General features: G+C 44.8%; 23 protein-coding genes. 11 read left to right on the top strand and 12 right to left on the bottom strand.

Annotation, left to right across the window (positions count from 1 at the left end; translation table 11 throughout):
- Nucleotides 1–9 precede the first annotated feature (9 nt).
- From folK to sfsA, 5 genes are all read right to left on the bottom strand, one after another.
- A complete protein-coding gene (gene folK, locus JJQ94_RS20795) occupies nucleotides 10–492 on the bottom strand; it encodes a 2-amino-4-hydroxy-6-hydroxymethyldihydropteridine diphosphokinase (protein WP_099031650.1) in 483 nt (160 codons plus the stop codon).
- Nucleotides 493–1,809: a polynucleotide adenylyltransferase PcnB gene (gene pcnB / locus JJQ94_RS20790; protein ID WP_099031651.1), complete on the bottom strand. Its 1,317-nt coding sequence runs from the start codon at nucleotides 1,807–1,809 to the stop codon at nucleotides 493–495.
- A 173-nt stretch (nucleotides 1,810–1,982) separates the two neighbouring features.
- Complete coding sequence (gene gluQRS, locus JJQ94_RS20785) at nucleotides 1,983–2,930, bottom strand: tRNA glutamyl-Q(34) synthetase GluQRS (RefSeq protein ID WP_099031652.1); 948 nt, start codon at nucleotides 2,928–2,930, stop codon at nucleotides 1,983–1,985.
- A 10-nt stretch (nucleotides 2,931–2,940) separates the two neighbouring features.
- Nucleotides 2,941–3,384, bottom strand: a complete 444-nt coding sequence (gene dksA / locus JJQ94_RS20780) for an RNA polymerase-binding protein DksA (RefSeq protein ID WP_039491461.1) — start codon at nucleotides 3,382–3,384, stop codon at nucleotides 2,941–2,943.
- Nucleotides 3,385–3,558: 174 nt separating this feature from the next.
- Nucleotides 3,559–4,278 carry a DNA/RNA nuclease SfsA gene (gene sfsA / locus JJQ94_RS20775; protein ID WP_099031653.1) on the bottom strand — a complete coding sequence of 240 codons (720 nt, stop codon included), beginning with the start codon at nucleotides 4,276–4,278 and terminating at the stop codon, nucleotides 3,559–3,561.
- Between the two features lie 76 nt (nucleotides 4,279–4,354).
- Here sfsA and pepB point away from each other — a divergent pair, with 76 nt between their 5' ends.
- A complete protein-coding gene (gene pepB / locus JJQ94_RS20770) occupies nucleotides 4,355–5,650 on the top strand; it encodes an aminopeptidase PepB (RefSeq protein WP_099031654.1) in 1,296 nt (431 codons plus the stop codon).
- A 53-nt stretch (nucleotides 5,651–5,703) separates the two neighbouring features.
- On the opposite strand, the gene JJQ94_RS20765 is transcribed toward pepB, so the two are convergent.
- Nucleotides 5,704–6,123 carry a CBS domain-containing protein gene (locus JJQ94_RS20765; RefSeq protein ID WP_099031655.1) on the bottom strand — a complete coding sequence of 140 codons (420 nt, stop codon included), beginning with the start codon at nucleotides 6,121–6,123 and terminating at the stop codon, nucleotides 5,704–5,706.
- 137 nt (nucleotides 6,124–6,260) lie between these two features.
- On the opposite strand from JJQ94_RS20765, the gene JJQ94_RS20760 reads away from it, so the two are divergent.
- Complete coding sequence (locus JJQ94_RS20760) at nucleotides 6,261–6,914, top strand: DUF2987 domain-containing protein (RefSeq protein ID WP_099031656.1); 654 nt, start codon at nucleotides 6,261–6,263, stop codon at nucleotides 6,912–6,914.
- Between the two features lie 21 nt (nucleotides 6,915–6,935).
- On the opposite strand, the gene JJQ94_RS20755 is transcribed toward JJQ94_RS20760, so the two are convergent.
- The 5 genes from JJQ94_RS20755 to gpmM form a co-directional block, all read right to left on the bottom strand.
- Nucleotides 6,936–7,409: a GNAT family N-acetyltransferase gene (locus tag JJQ94_RS20755; protein WP_099031657.1), complete on the bottom strand. Its 474-nt coding sequence runs from the start codon at nucleotides 7,407–7,409 to the stop codon at nucleotides 6,936–6,938.
- A gap of 9 nt (nucleotides 7,410–7,418) precedes the next feature.
- Entirely contained in the window at nucleotides 7,419–8,162 is a 744-nt protein-coding gene (locus JJQ94_RS20750) for a divergent polysaccharide deacetylase family protein (protein ID WP_099031658.1), read from the bottom strand.
- 81 nt (nucleotides 8,163–8,243) lie between these two features.
- Nucleotides 8,244–9,455, bottom strand: coding sequence for a S41 family peptidase (locus JJQ94_RS20745; RefSeq protein WP_099031659.1), 1,212 nt, complete (start codon nucleotides 9,453–9,455; stop codon nucleotides 8,244–8,246).
- A gap of 38 nt (nucleotides 9,456–9,493) precedes the next feature.
- Nucleotides 9,494–10,639 (bottom strand): murein hydrolase activator EnvC family protein, encoded by a 1,146-nt coding sequence (locus JJQ94_RS20740; RefSeq protein WP_099031660.1) that lies wholly within the window; start codon nucleotides 10,637–10,639, stop codon nucleotides 9,494–9,496.
- Nucleotides 10,640–10,651: 12 nt separating this feature from the next.
- A complete protein-coding gene (gpmM, locus tag JJQ94_RS20735; protein ID WP_099031661.1) occupies nucleotides 10,652–12,193 on the bottom strand; it encodes a 2,3-bisphosphoglycerate-independent phosphoglycerate mutase in 1,542 nt (513 codons plus the stop codon).
- A gap of 277 nt (nucleotides 12,194–12,470) precedes the next feature.
- On the opposite strand from gpmM, the gene JJQ94_RS20730 reads away from it, so the two are divergent.
- From JJQ94_RS20730 to gpsA, 4 genes are all read left to right on the top strand, one after another.
- A complete protein-coding gene (locus tag JJQ94_RS20730; RefSeq protein WP_099031662.1) occupies nucleotides 12,471–12,902 on the top strand; it encodes a rhodanese-like domain-containing protein in 432 nt (143 codons plus the stop codon).
- A gap of 12 nt (nucleotides 12,903–12,914) precedes the next feature.
- A complete protein-coding gene (grxC, locus tag JJQ94_RS20725) occupies nucleotides 12,915–13,172 on the top strand; it encodes a glutaredoxin 3 (protein ID WP_099031671.1) in 258 nt (85 codons plus the stop codon).
- An 83-nt stretch (nucleotides 13,173–13,255) separates the two neighbouring features.
- Nucleotides 13,256–13,744 (top strand): protein-export chaperone SecB, encoded by a 489-nt coding sequence (secB, locus tag JJQ94_RS20720; protein ID WP_010607582.1) that lies wholly within the window; start codon nucleotides 13,256–13,258, stop codon nucleotides 13,742–13,744.
- 3 nt (nucleotides 13,745–13,747) lie between these two features.
- The gene (gene gpsA, locus JJQ94_RS20715) at nucleotides 13,748–14,755 is read left to right on the top strand and encodes an NAD(P)H-dependent glycerol-3-phosphate dehydrogenase (RefSeq protein ID WP_099031663.1); all 1,008 of its coding nucleotides are present in this window, start codon (nucleotides 13,748–13,750) and stop codon (nucleotides 14,753–14,755) included.
- Nucleotides 14,756–14,787: 32 nt separating this feature from the next.
- Here the strand turns inward: gpsA and JJQ94_RS20710 are convergent, their stop codons facing one another.
- Nucleotides 14,788–15,084: a hypothetical protein gene (locus tag JJQ94_RS20710; RefSeq protein ID WP_010378819.1), complete on the bottom strand. Its 297-nt coding sequence runs from the start codon at nucleotides 15,082–15,084 to the stop codon at nucleotides 14,788–14,790.
- 127 nt (nucleotides 15,085–15,211) lie between these two features.
- Here JJQ94_RS20710 and JJQ94_RS20705 point away from each other — a divergent pair, with 127 nt between their 5' ends.
- The 5 genes from JJQ94_RS20705 (at nucleotide 15,212) to JJQ94_RS20685 (ending at nucleotide 22,746) form a co-directional block, all read left to right on the top strand.
- Nucleotides 15,212–15,946 (top strand): TrmH family RNA methyltransferase, encoded by a 735-nt coding sequence (locus tag JJQ94_RS20705; RefSeq protein ID WP_172439980.1) that lies wholly within the window; start codon nucleotides 15,212–15,214, stop codon nucleotides 15,944–15,946.
- Nucleotides 15,947–16,010: 64 nt separating this feature from the next.
- Nucleotides 16,011–19,400: an AAA family ATPase gene (locus JJQ94_RS20700; RefSeq protein WP_099031665.1), complete on the top strand. Its 3,390-nt coding sequence runs from the start codon at nucleotides 16,011–16,013 to the stop codon at nucleotides 19,398–19,400.
- A gap of 18 nt (nucleotides 19,401–19,418) precedes the next feature.
- A complete protein-coding gene (gene zipA / locus JJQ94_RS20695; protein ID WP_099031666.1) occupies nucleotides 19,419–20,144 on the top strand; it encodes a cell division protein ZipA in 726 nt (241 codons plus the stop codon).
- A gap of 66 nt (nucleotides 20,145–20,210) precedes the next feature.
- Entirely contained in the window at nucleotides 20,211–22,229 is a 2,019-nt protein-coding gene (ligA, locus tag JJQ94_RS20690; protein ID WP_099031667.1) for an NAD-dependent DNA ligase LigA, read from the top strand.
- Nucleotides 22,230–22,233: 4 nt separating this feature from the next.
- On the top strand, nucleotides 22,234–22,746 hold the full coding sequence (locus JJQ94_RS20685) for a DUF2919 domain-containing protein (protein WP_045990300.1): 513 nt from the start codon (nucleotides 22,234–22,236) through the stop codon (nucleotides 22,744–22,746).
- Nucleotide 22,747 lies beyond the last annotated feature (1 nt).

The raw sequence follows: 22,747 nt of genomic DNA, 5'->3' as shown, positions 1-22,747 counted from the left end.
TGGATTGGTTTATTTGAGGATTGCTAATCCGTTAAGTGGTAACTTTTGTGTTAAAGAGTTAAGCTCAGTGCCATCAGGTAATTTGAGCTCTGGCGCTATCTCTAATAGTGGATAGACGACAAATTCTCTTTCTTTCAAGCCGTAGTGTGGCACCGTAAGCCTATCGCTGCTAATGGTGTCGGTATTAAAAAGCAGAATATCTAAATCGAGCGTGCGCGGTCCCCAGCGCTCAGCTTTGCGTACACGGCCATGTTCGAGCTCTATTTGTTGCAACACATCGAGTAAAGACTCCGCTGTTAATGATGTCGCTAATTTTGCTACGGCATTCACATAATCAGGTTGATCTTGAGGGCCCATAGGTTTTGAGCCATACAGGCTAGAGTGCTGGACAAGCGAGAGGTCAGGATGGGCGGCGAGCACATCGAGTGCTCGCTGTATTTGTGCCATCGGTTCGGATAGGTTTGCACCCAATCCAATGTACGCAATATTCATTTAATCTTCTTTTGGTTTTCTTTTTGGCTTACGTCTATTGTAACGACGCTTAGGTTTGCTTTGGTTACCTAAGTTGCGAACCATGTCTTTTTGGCCGGTGACATCATTCTTGAGGTAGTCAGTCCACCAAGCTGCAAGTTCTTCTTGCTCTTGCTCACCACTTTCAACACGCAATAAAAGGAAATCATATGCGGCTTTGAATCTCGGCTGCAAGCTTAGGCGGTATGCACGTTGGCCTGAACGTTTATCTAGGCGTTGTTGAATATGCCAGATATCTCGGGCACCTAAAGTAAAGCGTTTAGGCACTGCAACGTGTTTAGCATTTTCAGCAAGGACGTGATTAATGGCTTGCATAAAGGCATCATATTCATTCATACCTTCGGCCGCGAGCGCTTCACTTTTAGCTAAAATAGGGAACCATAAAAGTGCTGCATAGATAAATGCAGGGGTTACTTTTTTATCCGCGTTGATACGGCTATCCGTATTGGCAAACATTTGCTGAATAAAGCGACGTTCAAAGTCATTATCAGGCTGTGCTAGGATTTTATCGAGCGCCGGAAATAACTGCGAAAATAAGCCGTATTCACGCATCTGAAGAAAGTTTTCTTCCGCTTTACCATTTAAAAACAGTTTTAGCGTTTCTTCGAACAAGCGTGCTGCGGGGATATGTCCAAGTAATGGCGCTAGCGCTTTAATCGGGGTGCGGGTCGGAGTAGCAATCTCCATATCCAGTTTGGTTGCAAAGCGGATAGCTCTGAGCATCCGCACCGGATCTTCGCGATAGCGAGTTTCAGGATCGCCAATCAGCTCAATTTTCCGCGCTTTAATGTCAGCAACACCACCAGCAAAGTCACGTAGGGTAAAGTCATTAATCGAATAGTATAGCGCATTGATAGTAAAATCGCGGCGCTCGGCATCTTCTTCAATACTGCCGTAGACATTGTCGCGTAATAGCTGTCCGTGCTCACTGGCTTGGCTTGTCGTGGCACAAGAATCATCACTTAGATGGTGGCCGCGCATGGTGGCGACTTCAATTATTTCTCGTCCAAAAACAATGTGCGCAAGGCGGAAACGACGACCTATTAAGCGACAATTACGGAAGAGCTTTTTGATTTGCTCGGGCGTTGCATTTGTGACGACATCAAAGTCTTTAGGCTCAATCCCTAGCATGATATCGCGGATACAACCACCAACAAGGTAGGCATCATAGCCACCATCTTTTAAGCGATAGAGCACTTTGATGGCATTAGGGCTAAATTGTTTACGAGATATACCATGCTCGCTGCGAGGAATTATCGCAGGTGTCGGGCTGGCCATTTTCACCGTCTCATCGCCTTTTCCAGTTACAAACTGGCGGCAAAAGTTTACAAGCTTGGAAATAATAACTCGTCTCCTGAGCAATCAAGTTTTCTATTCTAGTCGTTGTGAACCACTGCTTTTGTCTTAAAACAGGTCGCATTTAAGGCTCGCTATCATATACTCAAATGAGACTAAATTGAAGTACTTGAAAACAGTGGGCGAAAAGCAAAATCGCCATTTTCTAGAGAGTCTAGTTGAATTTCCTGTACTTTAGGAACGCGATCAAGACTAAAAATATCAATAGCGTGAGTCAGTAATGCCTCAACATCTTGATAATTATGGAGAGAATCAACCGGCACATGCAAATAACGCAGCGCGGCATAAAGGGTTGGTAACGGGTTGCGGTTATCAATAGCTGGAGCATGATTCTGCTTAGACAACTTAAATCCGGGCTCTGCGACAGCCAGTGGTACGTGAGCGTACTCAGGTGATGGCTGATTGAGTTGCCGAAATAAACTAATTTGTCTCGCTGTGGGCGCTAGCAGGTCGGCACCACGCACGATATGACTAATCTTTTGCTCTATGTCGTCAACTACCACCACCAATTGATAAGCAAATAAGCCGTCGCGGCGTTTAACGATGTAATCTTCATGAGCAATTGCAGAGGGAATGACAACCATGCCTTGTATTGCATCATTAAATTCAGTAACTGGACAGCGCTGCTGTAGGCGCAAAGCGTTATCTTGCCAACTTAGCGCTAAAGCTCGGCAATGATTGTTGTAAAACCCACCCATTGCTTTAATTTGCTTTCTAGTACATTGACACGCATACACAAGAGAGTCTGATTTTAGTGTCGTCAAATAGGCTTGGTATAGAGCATGGCGCTGTGATTGATAGACAACGTCTTCATCCCAGTAAAGGCCATATGCTTCAAGAGTGGTTAATATATTGTCGGCAGCACCAGCAACTACACGCGGTGTGTCTATGTCTTCGATGCGAACGAGCCATTTACCTTGATTGACTTTTGCATCTAAATAGCTACTCAGAGCGGCCACAAGAGAGCCGAAATGAAGCGGTCCGGAAGGCGAGGGAGCAAATCGACCGCGATAGCTCCCAGTTTGCTTTAAGCTTGGGGACACAGGGCTGAGATTATCCTCTGCCTTGTTGTTTTTCTTTGATTTCTGCGAGAGATTTACAATCAACACACAGATCAGCTGTTGGACGTGCTTCTAAACGGCGAATGCCGATTTCAATACCGCACGACTCACAATAGCCGAAATCATCGTCTTCGATAAGTTGAAGTGTTTTCTCAATTTTCTTGATTAGCTTACGCTCGCGGTCGCGAGTACGCAGTTCAAGAGAAAACTCTTCTTCTTGCGCTGCACGGTCCACAGGATCAGGAAAGTTTGCCGCTTCGTCTTGCATGTGTGTCTTAGTACGGTCTACTTCATTACGTAGATCGGCACGCCATGCTTCTAATATCGCTTTGAAATGAGCACGTTGTGCTTCATTCATGTATTCTTCGCCTGGCTTTTCTTGATAAGGTTCTACACCGGCTTGAGCCAATAACCCTAGTTTTTTCTGGTCTGGCATACCATTCTCCTAAATCCTTAATACATAACCCCAGCTTTCGCCGGCGGGTATAAATAGCAAAATCTTTACCCCTTAGCAAACACTTTTTTGCTGCAAATGTCAGCCACTTTTTTCAATGTTTAACTATTTGGGGGAGAAAACTATCACGGCTATATGTGGGCAGCATGAAAAAAGTCAAGCGTAATCAAAAGGAATCTCTTCAATTAATTGTACTTGGTTGTCGTCAATATGCGCTCGGTAAGCAATGATTTCTACTCCATGAGAAATTGCTTCTTTTACTAACGCTGCATATTTTTGATCGATATGACTGGCTGGTTTGACACAATTGATCCCTGTATGGAGCGCGGCAAACAGTAACACCGCACGATGACCTTGCTGTTTAATGTGGATTAATTCTCTAAGATGTTTCTGACCTCTTAAGGTTTCTGCATCAGGGAAAAAACCTTGCTGTTGCTCTAGCAAAGTCACCGACTTTACTTCAACGTAGCAGAATTGCGAGGATTGTCCATTTTCGAGGTTGCTCAACAAAATATCAATTCGGCTATTTTCAGCCCCGTATTTCACCTCAGTTTGAACTGTTTTGTAGCCTTGTAGTTGCGTTATTCTTCCTTGCTCAATGGCCTCAACAGACACTTTATTAGCCACCGCTGTATTTACACAAATAAAATGACCATCATTATCTTGCGTCAGCTCCAGCGAATGCATGTACTTTCGTTTAGGGTTATCGCTGGTGGAATAATAGGCTGTAAACCCCGGGTCCGCACAATTGGTCATTCTACCAGTATTGGCGCAGTGTACGGTGAATTCGTCACCACTTGGGGTACGTAAATCGACAAGAAAGCGTTTATATCGTTTGAGCAAGGTTGCTTGCTGTAATTGCCTAGAAAACTTCATTGGTCGCTTTAGGTTGGGTGTATTTAGTGGCTAGTGTACACTTAACCACACTTACAAGCACAAGAGTGAAAAGAGAATGTCAGAGAAATTTATTGTACGACTGAGTGAAGACGCAAAACCAGAGTATTTATCTGCTGGTGCTGCATTGTCGTTTGAAAAGGACGGTGCTTTTATCCATTTACAACAAGACGAAACGCTGAAGAATATTCAAAAAGCGGCTCGTAGCATCGCACAACAAGGGATTAAACAAGTTCATCTAGAAGGTGACTTGTGGTGTACTGAATCTCAATGGGCTTTTTATCAAGGGTTTGTGTCACCAAAAGCGCTAGATGGTGTGGTGTTTGTTGACAATGACCAGTCAAGTCTTAAAGAACTTGATGCATTAAAAGCGTCGGCAACATGGATGCGTCAGATGATCAACGGGACGGCCGAAGACATTTATCCTGAAAGCCTTGCTGGAAAAGCGGCTGAGTTTATTCAGTCATTGGCACCTGAGCATGTTAGCTATCAAATCATTAAAGGCGACGCGCTGTTAGAGCAGCAATGGATTGGTATCCATGAAGTAGGACGTGGCAGTGAGCGTCCTCCTGTGTTGCTTGAGCTTGACTACAACCCAACAGGTAACGATGACACACCAGTTAGTGCGGCACTTGTGGGTAAAGGGATCACGTTTGACTCAGGTGGTTACTCGATTAAGCCAAGCGAAGGCATGCTTACGATGAAGTGTGATATGGGCGGGGCGGCAACCGTAACGGCTGGTTTAGCGCTGGCTATTCAACGTGGTTTTGACCGTCGTGTTAAGTTGTTCCTATGTTGTGCTGAGAACCTCATCTCAGGCCATGCCTATAAGTTAGGTGATATTCTTACCTACAAAAATGGTACCACAGTTGAAATCGTGAATACGGATGCTGAGGGTCGCTTAGTGCTTGCTGATGGCTTGATGGCTGCCGGTGAAACAGGCGCAGAGCTTATCATTGATGCCGCGACATTAACGGGTGCTGCGCTCGTTGCTGTAGGCCAAGAGTACAATGCGTTATTTGGTTTAGATAAAGCGCTTGTTGGAGATGTGCAGCAGTTCGCGAGTGACGAATTTGAAGCCGCGTGGCCGTTACCTCTAGAAAAGTGGCATCAAAATAACTGTCCATCGCCTTATGCGGATACAGCTAACAGCCGAGCGCAAAAAGGTGGCGGCTTTGGTGGTGCATCGAATGCAGCGGGTTTCCTGTCTCGCTTTGTACCAAACGAAGGTCAAGGTTGGGTGCATATCGACCTTGCAGCTTCTTTCCAAAATAGCGCTGGTGGTCAATGGGCCGCAGGTGCGACGACGTTAGGTATGAGAACCGTAGCGAGAACGCTCCAAGAAAAAGCGTAATCATGCTGATAGCCGAGTGTATTCCGTGGAATACACTCGGTTTATTACCACGTTTAAGACAAGAGTGCAGCAGCGAGTCGCACAAAGTCTGATGATGTTAGTATTCCAACCAATTTGTTTTGCTCGTCTACCACAGGCATACAGCCATGGCGATTATCGACAAAAAAGCGCACCACATCTTGTAGTGATTGATTTGGGCGCACACTCGCAAAATCTGTCGCCATAATATCTTGTACTTTTGTTTGCTTCTCTTTTCTTGCAAGCGCATTTGCGCCATAGGTTGCCATTATTCCCATTACCTTGGCGATCATAATTTTTTGCGTGAGCATACCAACCAAGGCTCCAGCTTCATCAATCACTGGAATGTGACGAACATTTTTTTCTTTCATTAAATTATGCGCATCTTGCAAGGTATTTTCAGCAATCACTGCGAACGGATCTGGGGTCATTAAATCAGCTACGGTTTGGGTCATCTGTTACTCCTTTTCACTCCATATGCTTATGTTGAGTTTAGCCTGATCTATTTGGCATGTATGGAATTGAGATCAAGTTTTGAACTATTTCTCGAAGTACTCCTCTTATGAAGATAACAATAAGAAAGGATAACCCAATGAAAAAGTTACTGATGTTAGGTGCTGTTGCGAGCTTACTTTGCAATTCTGTTTTCGCCGCTGAGCGAAGTGTTGAATATGGTGAGATTAATCAAATTCTAGATTTAATCGCCAACAAAGCGCAGTCGCAATATATCTTGTCTAAATTTACAGTGGAAGTGAAGCAGCCTGATATCACGCTAGAGGATGTTAAACTTTGGCTGGAGCAAGATGGCAAGATCATTGCCAATGGTATCATAGACAAAGACGGCAATATTGATTTACCTATTCTCCCGCAGTCACGTGCTGATAAAGTTAATTTAGTGATCAATCAAGAAAAAGATGCCGCTGCGATTATGGTCAATACGGATATAGCGCCGTTGACTAAGCAGCAGGTTATGTATCGCGATTTGTTTATCCTTTTAGAGGATATGGACGCTTTTGTTGAGTTGATGGCAGGTAGCTTGTCTTGGCTTGCTCCAAGCTTTGATGAACTAGAGTTTACATTTACCGAGCCCGCATCAATTCAGTTTGTGGATGGAAAAGGTAAAACCCAAAAGTTTGTGACGGATGATGAGTTTAAGATCCAAATCCCTAATAAGAAAAAGTGGATGAAGCAAAATCCATCATTGCAATTTAGTGCCTTACCAACGCAGTTTGCGCCCATTGACTAGGGAAGATAGTCCGTATGCCTGCTAGCGGGCAGGTATATCCTTTTCCATCAGGTAATTGGTTAACACTTCGCCACGGACATTCACTTGTTGCTCCTTTATCACTTGGAAACCAAAATGTTCAAAGAAAGGTTTAGCCGTTTTACTAACATGGGAAAATAAGCGCGTTGTGTTGGTTGTTTTGCTTTGTTCTAAAAGCGCGAGCATAAGTGCTTTACCTATGCCTTGGCCTTGATGTTCCGCATGGCAAAAAAAGTGATCAATAAGACCGTCAGCTTGGATATCGGCAAAGCCAACAATTTTACCATTTAGCACGGCGACAAGGGGCTGATTGCTCCTTAATCGGTCTTGCCAGCCTTTATCGACAACGTCGCTATGTGCCCATGCATTAACTTGGCTATTGGAGTAATGCTGTATATTTACCGATCGTATTGTGTCAAACATAAGCTTGCGTAACACGGCTTCTTCGCCGCTTTTAAACTGTCTGATTATAATCATTGTTAATCTTTATTCTTGGAGTCTTAATTGCCCGGAAATAGCGTGTTGCTCAGCAATCTCTGCAAGTCGTACGTATTTTTGTTCAACCAGTTGAGATACGGGAACAAGTTTGGCGTCAATACTTTCAAGCTCAGCTAACTTGGCTGCAAGAAAGGCAGCAGTTTCCTTATATGGGTGCGCAATGATAATAACATGCTCGTGATTATCAAGTAGCTTAAGCATATGTTGCCACTGCTTGTTGAGCGCCTCTGTGGATATATCATTGTCTAGAAAAACCTGCCGAGCGACATTTTTTACGCCGTAGAGGTTGGCTGCATATTGGGCTTGGCTGTGGCTCGTGGTACGGCTATCTAAAAAGTATAATCCGCGCTTTTTTAGTATTTCCATTGTCCATTTCATTGGCTCTATTTGTTCGGTTAACGCTGAGCCCATGTGATTGTTTACGCCTTTAACCTGAGGCAATGTCGATAGCGCATTGCCAAGTGTCATTTGCAACTGCCACTTTTCCATATCGGTAGTTAATGCGCCCGGGCCAAGGGCCTTTTCCGAGTCTTGTGCCTGCATTGGTACATGTAATAAGAGCTCTCGTTGTTGGCGGCTGGCTGCAAAGGCAAATTGTTGAGAAAAAGGCGTATGGGGCAGGATCGAAAAGGTGATCCCACCCGGTAAAGACAGTAACTCTAAGTCACGTTGGTGATTGCCAATATCGTCTATAACAATGGCAAACTGTTTTGCTGGCACTGCAAAGGTCATACAGGCCAGTATCATCCCGATTATTTTTTTTAGCACACAAATTATTATTATAGTTTACAGCCCTACAGGACCGTTTTTTATTTACTGTGATTGAACTAACGCCAGAGCCTTCGGCCAATGCGACGCTAGCTGTTCAATACCTGTCGTTTTGATTGATTCTTCACCAGTGATTATAGCGCTTTTATCCAACAGGGAAAGCGCTTGTTTGGTAAAATATACATCGGGCTCTATGCCTTTACCTTCAATTGATGTACCTGCTGGTGTGTAGTATCTCGCTGTCGTTAACTTTAATGCAGTAGTACCATTGCCAATTGGGATCAAGGATTGAACCGAGCCTTTACCATAGGAACGTAAGCCAACGACTAAGGCACGTTTATTATCCTTCAGTGCGGCGGCTAAAATCTCGGCCGCTGAAGCGGAACTATTGTTGATTAACACCAAAATTGGCGCACCATTTAGAATATCTCCCCGCTTTGCAATGTAAGCCTGATTGGCGTCGTAGAAGCGGCCTTTGGTCGTGACGATTGTGCCACTATCTAAAAAAAGATCTGAGATTGCCACAGCACTATTAAGTGTGCCACCGGGGTTGTCACGTAAATCAATAACCAGCTTTTTCAATGGGCTACCTAATTGTACTTGCAGTCGGTTTATGTGTCTTGCAACATCATGATAGGTGTGATGATTAAAACTGTTGACGCTTAAAAAGCCTGTACCGTCGTTTAGTAGTTTACTGGCGACACTCTCGATGACTATCTCTTGACGTTTAAGCTCAAGTGCAACTAGCTCGCCTTGTCTTAATACCACTAAATTAATGAGATTTTTATTTGCAGCTTTGAGTAGGGCTGACACTTCTTCTATCGATTTACCCGCGACATTAGCACCATTGATTGCGTGGAGTTTATCACCGCTCTCTATTCCAGCTTGGGCTGCTGGTGAATTGGGTAGGGTATCCAAAATAACCACGTAATTATCTTGCTCCTCGACTTCAATACCAAGCCCAGTGTAGCGCCCATTTGCTGCACTGAAGATGGATTCCAAGTCTTCCTCGTTGAGGTATTTAGAGTAGGGATCTAAATTGTCAAAGAGGCTCGACAAGTTGCCTGCGTTATAGCGACTGAGAGGCAAGTCTTCAACATAATAGGTGTGAATATGATACAGGATTTCATCGATTTCTTGAGCCGAAAACTTTTGTGTAGACGCTTGACTAAAAGCGCTAAAACTTAACAAAAGCAGGAAGCTTAACAATGCAACATAGCGCGCTGCAAGCGCGTAAAAACGGGTTTGTTTATTCATGTGCTGCTCCTCATCAAGGTGCAGCACGGGTTATTCAGTTAACTGGATCTGCACCATTTTATCGGATCTACAGCGCTTCCCTTATGCCGTATTTCAAAGTATAGACCAGGATCTCTTTGTCCGCCGCTTTGTCCTACCAAAGCGATCACTTCACCACTGCGAACTTGATCGCCAACATCGCGAAGCAGCGTTTGAGCGTGACCGTATAGGCTCATAAAACCATGACCATGATCGAGCACAATAACCCAACCAAAGCCGTTTAACCAATCTGCATACACAACTTGACCGGGAGCGACACTCGCAATTTCAGCCCCTTCTTTTGCACCAATGAGGACGCCCTTCCAATTCATGCCAGCATGCTTGCTTTGGCCAAATTTATGCTTAATTCGACCTCTGGTCGGTAAACTCATTTTGCCTTTGAGTTTGGCTAACCCATCTAAACGTACTTCGGCTTCTCTTTGCGCCTTGGCAAGCTCTTCTAACGTTTGGATTAAGGTTTGCTCATTTTCTTTTAAATATGCGATAGCAGAGCGTGTCTCACTGAGTTTGTTATTTAGGTTTGCAAGCTGGCTTTGACGTTCTTGCTGCGCCTCCTTGAGCGCTTCCAAGCGTTCATTCTGATGGTTTTGTAGCGCTTCTAAGCGTGCTTGTGTTCGTCCTAACTCAGCTTGAGTCTGTGCCAATTCTTGGCCGATAGATTTGAGCTGTTCGAGTTGTTTAATGCGCGCTTTATTTAGGTAATCATAATAGGCAATGGTGCGCTCTAGCTTTGTGGCATGCTCTTGATTAAGTAACATTCTGGAATAATCATGAGAGCCCGTCATGTAGGCACTTTTTAGCTGAGCCGCAAGGATCTTTTCAAATTTTTTCTTGTCGTTTAGCAGCGTGCTTTCTTGCTTTTTAAGTTCGGCCTGCTCGGTTTGGTTTTCTTTGATCCCGATTTCTGTGAGTGAGATAGCTTTGGCACTTTTAGCAATATCAAGTTCGAAGGCTTTGAGCTTTGCTTCGTGACTGTTAATTTCACCGCGCTGCTTTTCTAACGCTTGTTGGCTAGCTTTAAGCTGTTGCTGGACTTCGCTTAAGTCTTGTTTGGTTCTAGATTCGTTGGCAACAGCAGGCGCTGTTGCCATGAGTAATGCCGCACCGAGAAGTGCGGAATAGTGAAATGTCGTTTTTAACGGCATACAGGCAGGCCGTTATTTTAAACGCATAATTGGAGTGCCTGTCATCTCGCTAGGCTGCTCCATACCAAGTAAATGCAGCATTGTTGGTGCAACATCGCTTAGTGCTTTTCCTGCTTGTGGCTCTGCATCACGACCTACATAAATAAATGGTACTGGCTCACTGGTGTGTGCTGTGTGAGCTTGGCCCGTTTTCGGGTTTTGCATTTGCTCAGCATTGCCGTGGTCTGCTGTGATCAGAGCTTCACCACCGGTTTCTTTTAGTGCCTCAACTACGCGACCAATGCATTTATCAACTGCTTCACATGCCTTCACCGCAGCTTCAAATACGCCCGAGTGTCCAACCATGTCACCATTCGGGTAGTTACAAATAATCACGTCGAATTCACCGCTATGAATGGCTTCAACTAACTTATCAGTTAGCATTTCTGAGTTCATCTCTGGCTGTAAGTCGTAAGTGGCAACTTGTGGAGAAGGAATAAGTTCACGTTTCTCACCTTCAAAGAGATCTTCGCGACCGCCGCTAAAGAAGAAAGTGACATGAGCATATTTTTCTGTTTCTGAAATACGCAGCTGAGTTTTGTTGTGCTTAGCTAGCCATTCACCTAGCACATTGACAAGTGCTTCAGGCGCGAAAGCGATAGGGGCGTTAATGTCGGCGGCGTACTCAGTCATCATAACAAACGCACTTAGGTCCGGTGCTTTGCGTTTTTCGAAGCCGTTAAAGTCGGCATCGACAAAAGCGCGGGTCATCTGGCGCGCTCGGTCTGCACGGAAGTTCATAAAGATAACCGTATCACCATCATTGATAGTTGCGGCAGGTTGCCCTGCTTCGGTGATCACAGATGCTTTAACAAACTCATCATTTTCATCACGCGCGTAAGCTGCTTGTAGCGCTTCAACGCCATTACTATAAGTAAAATCAGCGTCGCCACTTACCATCAGGTTATAAGCAGACTCGACGCGGTCCCAACGATTGTCACGGTCCATAGCATAGTAGCGACCAATAATAGACGCTAGGCGGCCACAATTGAGTGACTGCATCAAGGCTTCCATTTTTTCAATTGACGCTTGTGCGCTACGAGGTGGTGTATCGCGGCCATCCAAAAATGCGTGCAAATAAACGGTTGCACCGCGCTCAGCTGCTAATTTAATTGCCGCAACAATGTGGTCTTCATGGCTGTGAACGCCACCAGGGCTCAATAATCCCATTAGGTGAACGGCTTTGCCCTTTGCCACTGCTTTGTCGATATTCTCAACCAGAGCTGGATTGTGCTCAAACTCACCATCGTCAATCGCTTTAGTGATCCGCGTGAAGTCTTGATAAACCACACGTCCTGCACCAAGGTTAACGTGGCCAACTTCGGAATTCCCCATTTGCCCATCAGGTAGACCAACATCAAGACCTGAACCTGAAATCAAGGTGTGCGGAGCAGAGCGCCATAGTTCATCTAATACTGGGGTATTGGCTGCTAAAATAGCATTGCTCTCGCTTTCTTCGCGATAGCCCCAACCGTCTAAAATCATTAATACCAATGGCTTTTTCTTAGCTGTCATTTGCGCTCCTGAAATCCTGAATTAGGCACGATGTTGATGTCTTATAGCAAACGCTACAAGGTTAGATTTACTAACTTGGGCTGCAGCGCTTCGATAAGCTTGCTCTGGTTGCTGGTAAGTAGAATACCTGTTTTTGTATGAATATTCAGCCCCACAGCGATGAATTATCAACTTTGAGATTGATATTTGCTCATGTTGAACAAGTCTGTTTTGTCGAGAATAAAGCAGGTATACTTGCTGCCACTTTATCGTTTAATAATTTTTGGTTGATAAATTAATGGAACAATACGTTGCGTTTTTAGGTAACCATCCGGTACTTAGCATCATTTGGGTTGTGTTAGCCGCGATGTTAGTGAGTAGTTGGTTTAAGAGTCAGTTTTCTAAAATTAGACAAATTAATCCTCAGCAGTTAACTATGCTAGTTAACCGCCAAGATGGTCAGGTATTCGATATGCGTGCAGCAAAAGAGTTTAACCAAGGCCATATTGCGGGTTCCGAGCAGGTGAGCGCGGAAAAACTCAAGCAAAAAGATTTTGCTGGTCTTGAAAAACATAAATCTAAGCCCATTATATTGGTCTGTAACACAGGTATGACGGCATCCGCTGTTGCTGATAACATGCACAAGGCTGGATTTGAGCAAGTGTTCGTATTATCAGGTGGTATTGGCGCATGGCAAAGTGCGGGTTTACCAATCTCTAACGGAAAATAACTGAGGTCTATGATGAGCCAAGTCGTAATTTACACCAAAGACTATTGTCCATTTTGTCATCGTGCAAAGGCACTATTAGATGCAAAAGGTGTCACATACACTGAGTATGATATTGGCGCACAGCCTGAGCTTCGTGACGAGATGATCGAAAAAGCCAAAGGTAGCTATACCGTGCCACAAATCTTTATCGCTGAGCGCCATATTGGTGGTTGCGACGATATGATGGCGCTTGAAGCGCAAGGCGAACTCGATAAGTTATTACAAGCATAAGACTGATTGAGCTTTAGCTCAGCTTACTTTTTATAATGACTGCTAGGAACTAGCAGGATCACAACAGAATTTAGGAAATTATCATGGCAGAACAAAACCAAGCAGCAGAACAACAACAAGAAGGCGCTCAGTTCAACATTCAACGCATCTACACTAAAGATGTATCGTTTGAAACGCCAAACTCACCAGGTATCTTCCAAAAAGAGTGGACACCAGAAGTTAAGCTAGACATGGACACGCGTTCAGCAAAGCTTGACGACAACGTATTTGAAGTTGTTCTAGCGCTAACGGTAACGGCAACTATTGGTGAAGAAACTGCATTCCTATGTGAAATCCAACAAGCTGGTATCTTTGCAATTGCAGATCTTGAAGAAATGCAAATGGCACACATGCTAGGCGCATTCTGCCCTAACATCCTATTCCCATATGCGCGTGAAGCGGTAGCTAGCCTAGTTAACCGTGGTACTTTCCCGCAGTTAAACCTTGCGCCAGTTAACTTTGACGCATTATTCGCTCAGTATATGCAGCAACGTGCAGCTCAAGCACAGCCTGAGCAAACTGCTGACGCGTAATTGATGAATGCAGCAAAATCAGCTGTAACTGTATTGGGGGCGGGGTCTTATGGCACCGCCCTTGCTATTTGTTTCGCCCGAAATGGTCACCAAGTGACACTGTGGGGACGCAATAGCGAACACGTTGAGGCGCTAGCAGCTGAGCGCAAAAACCAACGTTATCTTCCTGACATCCAGTTTCCAAACACGCTTGAACTTGAGGCCGATTTAGAAACGGCTGTTAAGTCTAGCGAGCGTATTTTGGTGGTTGTGCCAAGTCATGCGTTTGCAGACACCTTGAAGAAGATTAAACCTATGTTACTTGAGAATGCAAAAGTAGCTTGGGCAACCAAAGGGCTCGAACCAAATACTGGGCGACTATTGCAAGAGGTTGCACTGGATGTGTTAGGTGACGATGTGCCGCTGGCGGTGCTAAGTGGACCTACTTTTGCAAAAGAAATGGCTGCAGGATTACCTACTGCTATTTCAGTGTCTTCGATTTGTGCAAAGTTTAGTGAAGAACTCGCAGAGCTATTACATTGCGGTCGCTCGTTTAGGGTGTATAGTAACGAAGACTTTATTGGTATTCAGCTCGGCGGCGCGGTCAAAAACGTTATCGCAATTGGCGCGGGCATGTCTGACGGCTTTGGCTTTGGTGCGAATGCCAGAACGGCGCTTATCACCCGAGGGCTCGCTGAACTTTGTCGTTTAGGATGTGCGTTAGGCGCGCGTTCTGAAACCTTTATGGGTATGGCGGGACTGGGTGATCTCATTCTTACTTGTACGGATAACCAGTCGCGTAATCGCCGCTTTGGTCTTGCCCTTGGTTCGGGGAAGTCGGTCGATGAGGCGATGTCGAGTATAGGTCAGGTGGTAGAAGGCTATCGCAATACTAAAGAAGTTTATCTACTTGCCAAACGCACTGGTATTGAAATGCCGATCACTGAGCAGATCTATCAAGTGCTTTATGAGCAAAAAGATGTTAAAGAAGCCGCAATGGCGTTGCTAGGTCGCGAAAAGCGAGCTGAGTGATAATCGAATAGAGAGGCGTAGCTACCTCTCTATTACTCTCCAAACTTAATATTATAGCGACGTTTAAACCACAGTAAAAATGGGATTTCAATCACGCTAAATGCGACAATCGTAAACACCACCCAATTACTCTTAAAAAACACTAACGAAAATTCGATATCCTTACCATAGTACAAACTTCCAGACACGACTAAAGAAACCGCAGTAACCAATAAATCTTGTTTGCTGATACTGGCGAGGCTTTTCTCTTTTAACTTTGGGTAAACGAATACGTAGGCCACAAAAAGTAGAATAAAGTTGAGTAAAATAAGCGTTAGCTCAGGTGACATGATTACCTCTATGCCTTGTGTGTCATTCGGCACAAGATAACATAATTTCTTAGCTTAATGCCTCGTTGAAACGCTTTTTATCTGATACTGAACAGGTATAATGGTAAATCCAACTTTTGAGGTGCACATGATCTCCAAGAATCAACAAAAACTACTTCGTGCTTTAGGGCAAAAAAAATATCGCAAACAACATGGCCTGTATTTAGTACAAGGCGAGAAGAATGTGATTGAGTTAGTTGATGCTGGGTTGGCCGTTGAACAGTTGTTCGCGACCAATGAGTTCATGACAAAATATAAATCCAAACTCGTTAATATTGCTTGTGTCGAAGCTGAAGAGGAAGTGCTGAGCAAGGTGAGCACTTTAGTGTCAAATAATGCGGCGATAGCGGTCGTTGCAATGCCGCCAGCAGAAGAAATTAATACTGCTGGGCTGGTGTTGGCATTAGATGGAGTCTCAGACCCGGGTAATCTCGGTACCATTATTCGTCTTGCAGATTGGTATGGATTAACGCAGCTCGTGGTGAGCGAGAACTGCGCGGATCAATTTAACCCTAAAGTGATCAGTGCCACCATGGGCTCATTTGTGCGTGTTAATGTGGTGAGAACTGATCTCGAGGCCTTTTTAAAGCAATATCAAGGCGAGTGCTATGGAGCATTCCTTGGTGGTGAAAGTGTGCATCAGTGCCAATTTAGTCGTAATGCCGTGTTGGTAATGGGCAGCGAGTCTCATGGTATTAGCAATACCATAGCGGCTCACATCAATAAAAAGGTGACTATTCCTGCGTTTGGCGGTGCTGAGTCATTGAATGTGGCGATGGCTACTGGGATCATTTTGGATAATATTAAACGCTGTCATTGCTAACTCATAGATCTTGCTAATGAATTGCCTTATTCTCAAAAGTAACCGCGAACAACAATAATAAGCTATGCGACTGAGTAGCATCAAACTGGCCGGCTTTAAATCTTTTGTAGAGCCAACCAAGATCCCGTTTCCTGACCAGATGACATGTGTGGTCGGGCCAAACGGCTGTGGTAAGTCTAATGTCATTGATGCGGTTCGCTGGGTACTGGGTGAAAGCTCTGCGAAAAACCTCCGTGGCGATGCTATGACGGATGTTATCTTTAACGGCTCGACCAAGCGTAAACCTATCTCGCAAGCTTCTGTAGAATTGATTTTTGATAATACTCAAGGCCGGTTGCCCGGCACTTTTGCAGATCGTAACCAAATTGCCATTAAGCGCTTAGTAACGCGAGACGGCCAATCTCTTTATTTTTTAAATGGTAGTAAGTGCCGTAAGCGCGATATCACGGATATCTTTTTAGGTACTGGCTTAGGTCCTCGTAGTTACGCAATCATTGAGCAAGGGATGATCTCGCGCTTGATCGAAAGTAAGCCGCAAGAGTTAAGAGTTTTTTTAGAAGAAGCCGCTGGAATTTCAAAATATAAAGAGCGTCGACGAGAAACCCAAACCCGGATCAAGAGTACCCGCGAAAACATGGAGCGTTTGCTCGATGTTAGGCAAGAGCTACAGAGTCAGCTAGATAAACTGGCACTTCAAGCACAACAGGCGAGCGAATATAAGTCTTTAAAGTCGCAAGAGCGTGACTTAAAGTCGTGGATAGCAATTTTAAAATGGCAAAGCCTTGAGCAAAAGCAGGCGATAAAAGCGAAAGAAATCGCCAAGCTCAACGAAAAATTAGCATTTTTTAATGAAGCTCACAGTGGCCATGACAGCATTTTGGCGACGCTAGAACATGAAATTAAGCATTTCAATGATGGCTATGAGCAAGCACAACATAGCGTGCACCGAATTGAAACCCAGTTGGCAACGCTTGAACAACAGAAAGTCAATCTAACAGATAAAAAGCGTCAGCTTATTGAGCAGTCTCAAATACTGAAATCACAACAGCAAGAAGTGATTGAGGCGCAAGACGAGCAAGCCAAGTATGTGGCGAGCAGCGCTGAAAAAGTCGATGAAGTTTCTGAACGACTTGAGGTTGCGCTATTGCAACTGGAAGAAATTCAACTCACAAACGAGCAAAGTGACACAGAGCAGACTCAGTTAGAAGCGCAGTTTAGTGGCGCACAGAAGCAGTACCAACAAATACATGCTCAGGTACAGCAAGGGGCAAGCCAATTAGCGCAACAACAGCAAGCTAAACAGCACATAGACAAACGTCAGACTGAGCTGCTGGAACAGGCTGAAGCGCATCACGCATCTATGTTGGAAAATGACTTGGCTGAAGCTCAGGATGCACATCATCAGCTAGTTCAAGCGATGGCTAAATTACAAAGCGAATCTGGTAAGTTGCAAGGCCAAGAGCAAGCCAATAAAGAGGAAATCTTACAGGCACAGAATCATGCTCAAAAAGCGCTTCAGGCGTTACAAGAAGTGCAATCTGAAATAAAGGCGTTATCACGCTGGGCAGAGGAAACGTCGGAGACTTCTGCTGCGACTATGTTATCGCAACTTGTTGTTGAGTCAGGGTATGAAGAATGCGTGGAAGCGGCACTGCTTGGGTTGACGCATTTAGTCGTTGAGCAAAGCGAAATGAATACGCTATGGCCCATCGAACTCGAAGTTCCCATTGATTCAGTCGCGACAAAAATAAGCTCAGGGCTGTTCCCCAGCTTTTTAACGAAAATAAAATTATGCGCTGAACCTACAGACTTTAAATCGTGTGAACAATTCCTTCTCGGCGTGACGGTCAGTGGCGTTATTGTGGGAGATAACTTTAAGGCCAAGGCGAAAAGCAATGAAGAGAGTGGCGCGTTAAAACGCTATGCCCAATTGCAGTCATGCCATACTCAACTTCCTCATTTGCAACAACTCGCTGAAGAGGCTGAACAGGTTGTAGCACAAAAGCGTATTGCTCTTGAAGACACGCAAGCTGGTTTATTAGAAATACAGCAATGCGTTCACGAAAAAGCACAAGCAATTGCCAGCCATAAAACCAAAGTTGAAATGCTGGATGAGAATCTGAGCGCTTGGCGTGAGCAAGGACAAAAAATTCAAGAACAACTTGATGTCATTGCTCAAGAACGAGGCGAGGTCATCGAACAACTTGAACTTTATACTGAACAGCAATTACAACGTGATGAGTTGCTAGCGCAAGCACAAGAAATACAACAACTGGCCGAGGCTAAGTTGACTGAGTTTAAACAACATAGTCAATCTCGACGCGCTGCATTACAAGAAGCGCAGCAATTAGTTCATACAACTAAACTTGCGTCGCAGCAGGCAGAAAGTGAACTACAGCTCAGCAATTCTAAATTGGAACACTTGCAACATCGTCGCGATGAAATAAACCAGCGCATCGAGCAAACACAAGAAGATATTTTGCTTTGTGAAGAGCCGCTCGCGGAGGCGCATGAAGACATTGAATTATTGCTCGCCCAACATCTAGAAGCCAAGGCGCAAAAGCAAACGATGTTGGATACGCTCAACCAAGCTAAGGAAAACCTCTCCCAAAAACAAGCGGCATTAAAAGATGCGCAAGGTGAAGTGAGTAAACTCAATGAGTCATTGCAACAAGTGAAACTTGAAGAGCAAAGCTTGATGATTAAAGCGCAAGCGGCACTTGAACCCTTGCAGGAGCTTGGTCGGACGCTAAAAACAGAGCTGGCGCAATTACCTGAGGATGCAAATTTGGGTCAGTATCAAGCCAATTTGAATCGAGTCAGTAATGATCTTGGTAAGTTAGGTGCTGTGAACTTAGCTGCAATTGAAGAGTTTGAAGAAGCGAAGGCACGTAAAACCTATTTAGATACACAGCTGGATGATCTCACTAATGCGCTAGAAACGTTAGAAGCGGTGATCAGAAAAATTGATAAAGAGACCAAAACCCGCTTCAGCGCGACCTTTAATCAAGTGAATGAAGACTTAGCCGAGCTGTTTCCTAAAGTATTTGGTGGGGGGAGTGCATACCTAGAATTGACTAGCGATGACTTGCTTGAAAGTGGTGTTTCTATCATGGCAAGGCCGCCAGGTAAGAAAAACTCGACAATTCATCTGTTAAGTGGTGGAGAAAAAGCGCTGACCGCATTATCATTGGTGTTTTCAATATTCAGGCTTAATCCAGCCCCATTCTGTATGCTGGATGAAGTAGATGCACCGCTTGATGACGCAAACGTAGGACGATTTTGTCGTTTGGTTGAAGAGATGTCGCAAACAGTGCAATTTATTTATATCAGTCATAACAAGGTCGCTATGGAAATGGCGGGTAGACTGACGGGGGTAACCATGGCAGAACCCGGGGTGTCGCGCATGGTTGCCGTAGATATAGAACAAGCGGTGCAAATGGCACAGGCATAACAACAAAAAAGGTGAGCAATGGCCACAGAGTTAAGATGGGCATTAATCGTGATCAGTGCGTTGGTCATAGGCGGGTTACTCATACATGGACTTTGGTCTGTTCGTAAGAAGAACAGCGATAAAGCTTCAAAAAAGGAGCCCAATGAGCTCAAAGAGCAAACGCCAAATCATGATAAAGAGCCTGACGAACCTGAAATTGGAGAGATGACCTTTAGTGCGGTGGATGACGAGCCTGCGACTGAGGGCATTATAGCGACGGAAGAGCCTGAAACTGAGGTGCAAACCGAGAGCAGTGGATCTGAAGAGGCTGAGTCTGAAAAGAATGCGATAGAGCCACAAGACTTTATTATTCTTCACGTTGACATGCCTGAAGGCCTGAAAATGGCAGGTTCAAGGTTGTTACCAACCGTGTTAAGCCTTGGATTTAAATATTCTGATGAGGGCTTTTTTAATCGTCATTTAGAGCCGTCCGGAAACGGTCCAGTGTTATTTAGATTGGTAAACATGTACAACCCAGGTACGTTTGATATCGATAACATGGAACAATTTAGCACCGCTGGCATTAGCCTATTTATGACCTTACCTTGTGAAGGCGATAACTTGGCTGCATTTAATATGCTTCACAGTGCATCGAAAAAACTAGCTGAAGAGTTTGGCGCAACCGTACTTGATAAAGACCGCGAACCATTAACGGTTGAAGCCGTGCGTGGTTATGTTGAAAAAGTGCGTGAATTCGCCGCTTAACCGCTACTTAGAATCATTTTTAAGCCACTGGCATCCGCTGGTGGCTTTTTACGTTTAGAGGTTTAAATGTCAGACAACATTGAAAGCCAAGTTGCTGCCCTTAGGCAGCAACTCGAAGATTACAATTACCAATATTATGTTCTAGATAACCCAAGTGTGCCTGATGCGGAATATGATCGTGTAATGCGCCAGTTGATGGCGCTTGAGCAGCAGCATCCAGAGTTACAAAGTCCTGATTCCCCATCGCAGAAAGTGGGGGGGGAAGCGCTTAGCAAGTTTGAGCAAGTAACACACAGAGTACCTATGTTGTCGCTCGATAATGCCTTCGACGAGAGTGAATTTACGGCATTTAATCGCCGTTTAAAAGAGCGCCTACTGACAAGTAAAGATGTTACTTTTTGCTGTGAACCAAAGCTCGATGGCTTGGCGGTGTCTATTTTGTATCGTGATGGTGTGCTCGTTCAAGCGGCAACAAGGGGAGACGGTCAAGTAGGGGAAAACATCACTGAGAACGTCAAAACCATTCGCAATATTCCGCTGAAACTGCGTGGAGAACATATTCCGCATGAAGTAGAAGTGCGTGGTGAAGTCTTTATGGATACAGCGGGTTTCATTAAGCTAAATGAAACGGCGCAAGCGAAAGGTGATAAGACCTTTGCAAACCCAAGAAATGCGGCAGCGGGAAGTCTGCGCCAATTAGACTCAAAAATCACCGCTAAGCGTCCGTTGATGTTTTATGCTTATTCTATGGGCTTGGTTGAAGGCGGTGAGCTGGCCAACGAGCATTATGCGCAGCTACAGCAATTACAAGGTTGGGGCTTGCCAATGAGCCCTGAGACAAAACTTGTCGATAATGCACAACAAGCTTTGGCTTATTATCAAGATATCATGACGCGCCGTGCTGAGCTTCCCTATGAAATTGATGGCGTAGTGATCAAAGTGAATGATAAAGCGCAGCAAGAGCAGCTTGGCTTTGTTGCTCGTGCGCCGCGCTGGGCGATTGCATTTAAGTTCCCTGCACAAGAAGAGATCACTCAGCTGCTTGATGTTGAGTTTCAGGTCGGTCGTACTGGTGCAATCACGCCCGTCGCGCGCCTAGAACCTGTTTTTGTTGGTGGTGTCACGGTATCGAATGCCACGCTTCATAATGGTGATGAAATTGCGCGTTTGGGTGTAAAGATTGGTGATACCGTTATTGTACGTCGAGCAGGGGATGTGATCCCTCAAGTGACTCAGGTCGTTTTAGATAGGCGTCCTGAAGGTGCCAAAGAGATTGAGTTCCCAGATACTTGCCCTGTGTGTGATTCTCATGTTGAACGTGTTGAGGGAGAAGCGGTTGCGCGTTGTACTGGCGGTTTAGTGTGCCGTGCACAACGTAAAGAAGCAATTAAGCACTTTGCATCGAGAAAGGCCCTCGACATAGATGGCCTTGGCGACAAAATAGTTGAGCAGTTAGTTGAGCGAGAGCTTATCAAAACCCCTGCTGATCTGTTTATCCTAAAGCAAGGGCATTTTGAATCTCTTGAACGTATGGGACCTAAGTCTGCTAAAAACTTGGTTGCGGCGCTTGAAGAAGCAAAGCAAACAACGTTAGCCAAATTTTTGTATTCGCTTGGGATCAGAGAAGTTGGTGAAGCGACAGCACAAAACTTGGCAAATCACTTCCTGACGCTTGAAAAAGTGATGGCCGCCTCCATTGATACTCTACAGCAAGTAAGTGATGTTGGTGTTGTTGTCGCGCAGCACATTCATAGCTTTTTTGCCGAGCAGCACAATCAAGAAGTGGTAACTGCATTGATTGAAGTGGGTGTAACTTGGCAAGATGTTGCAGCACCGTCAGAGGATGCACAACCTTTAGCTGGGCTAACTTATGTGTTGACTGGAACCTTGAGCCAACTGAACCGCAACGATGCTAAAGCGAGATTGCAAGCGCTTGGCGCTAAGGTCGCGGGTAGTGTGTCGAAAAATACGGATGCAGTTTATGCCGGCGAAAAAGCAGGCTCTAAGCTCACGAAGGCACAAGAGCTAGGTGTTGAGGTGTTCGATGAAGAGGCGCTGATCGCACTGTTAAACAAATACGAGTAGTAAAATGAAATCAGTAACACGATACGGCCCTGAATACTGGGATAAATATGGCGTTTATCGTACGCCAATCGCTTTTAATTTAGCGCTGGTTGTGTTGCTCCGTCCGTTGCTTATTTGGGTGTTTTCTGCACTTGCGAGACGCCCAGACTTGGATTTGATGTCGCTATTTTTTGAGTCTAAGTTTCACTTTTTTGTCGCGACAGGGATCGCTTGTATCGCGCTCATACCAACCGTTGTGTTTTCTCTTAGGCGACCAACAAGTTCTCCAAAGCTTGCTGCCGTCTGGCGTTATATGCGTTTGCCACTTATATTAACAGCGGTACTCGATTTAGCGTGGTTGATCCTGCAAGCTGGGAAAACTCATTATAGTTTTTCTCCTTATATTGCCGTACAAATTGTGTTGGTGAGTTGGGTACTATTATATTTAATTAAAAGCCGCTATCTAAGTTGCTTTTTTGGCGACTGGCCCCTTCCTGTTGAAGAGCAAAAGACAGAAGTAAACAAGAGAGAGAATTGAG

The organism is Pseudoalteromonas sp. GCY (genome assembly GCF_016695175.1).
Taxonomy (GTDB): Bacteria; Pseudomonadota; Gammaproteobacteria; order Enterobacterales; family Alteromonadaceae; genus Pseudoalteromonas.
This window is presented reverse-complemented; position numbering and strand designations above follow the sequence as displayed.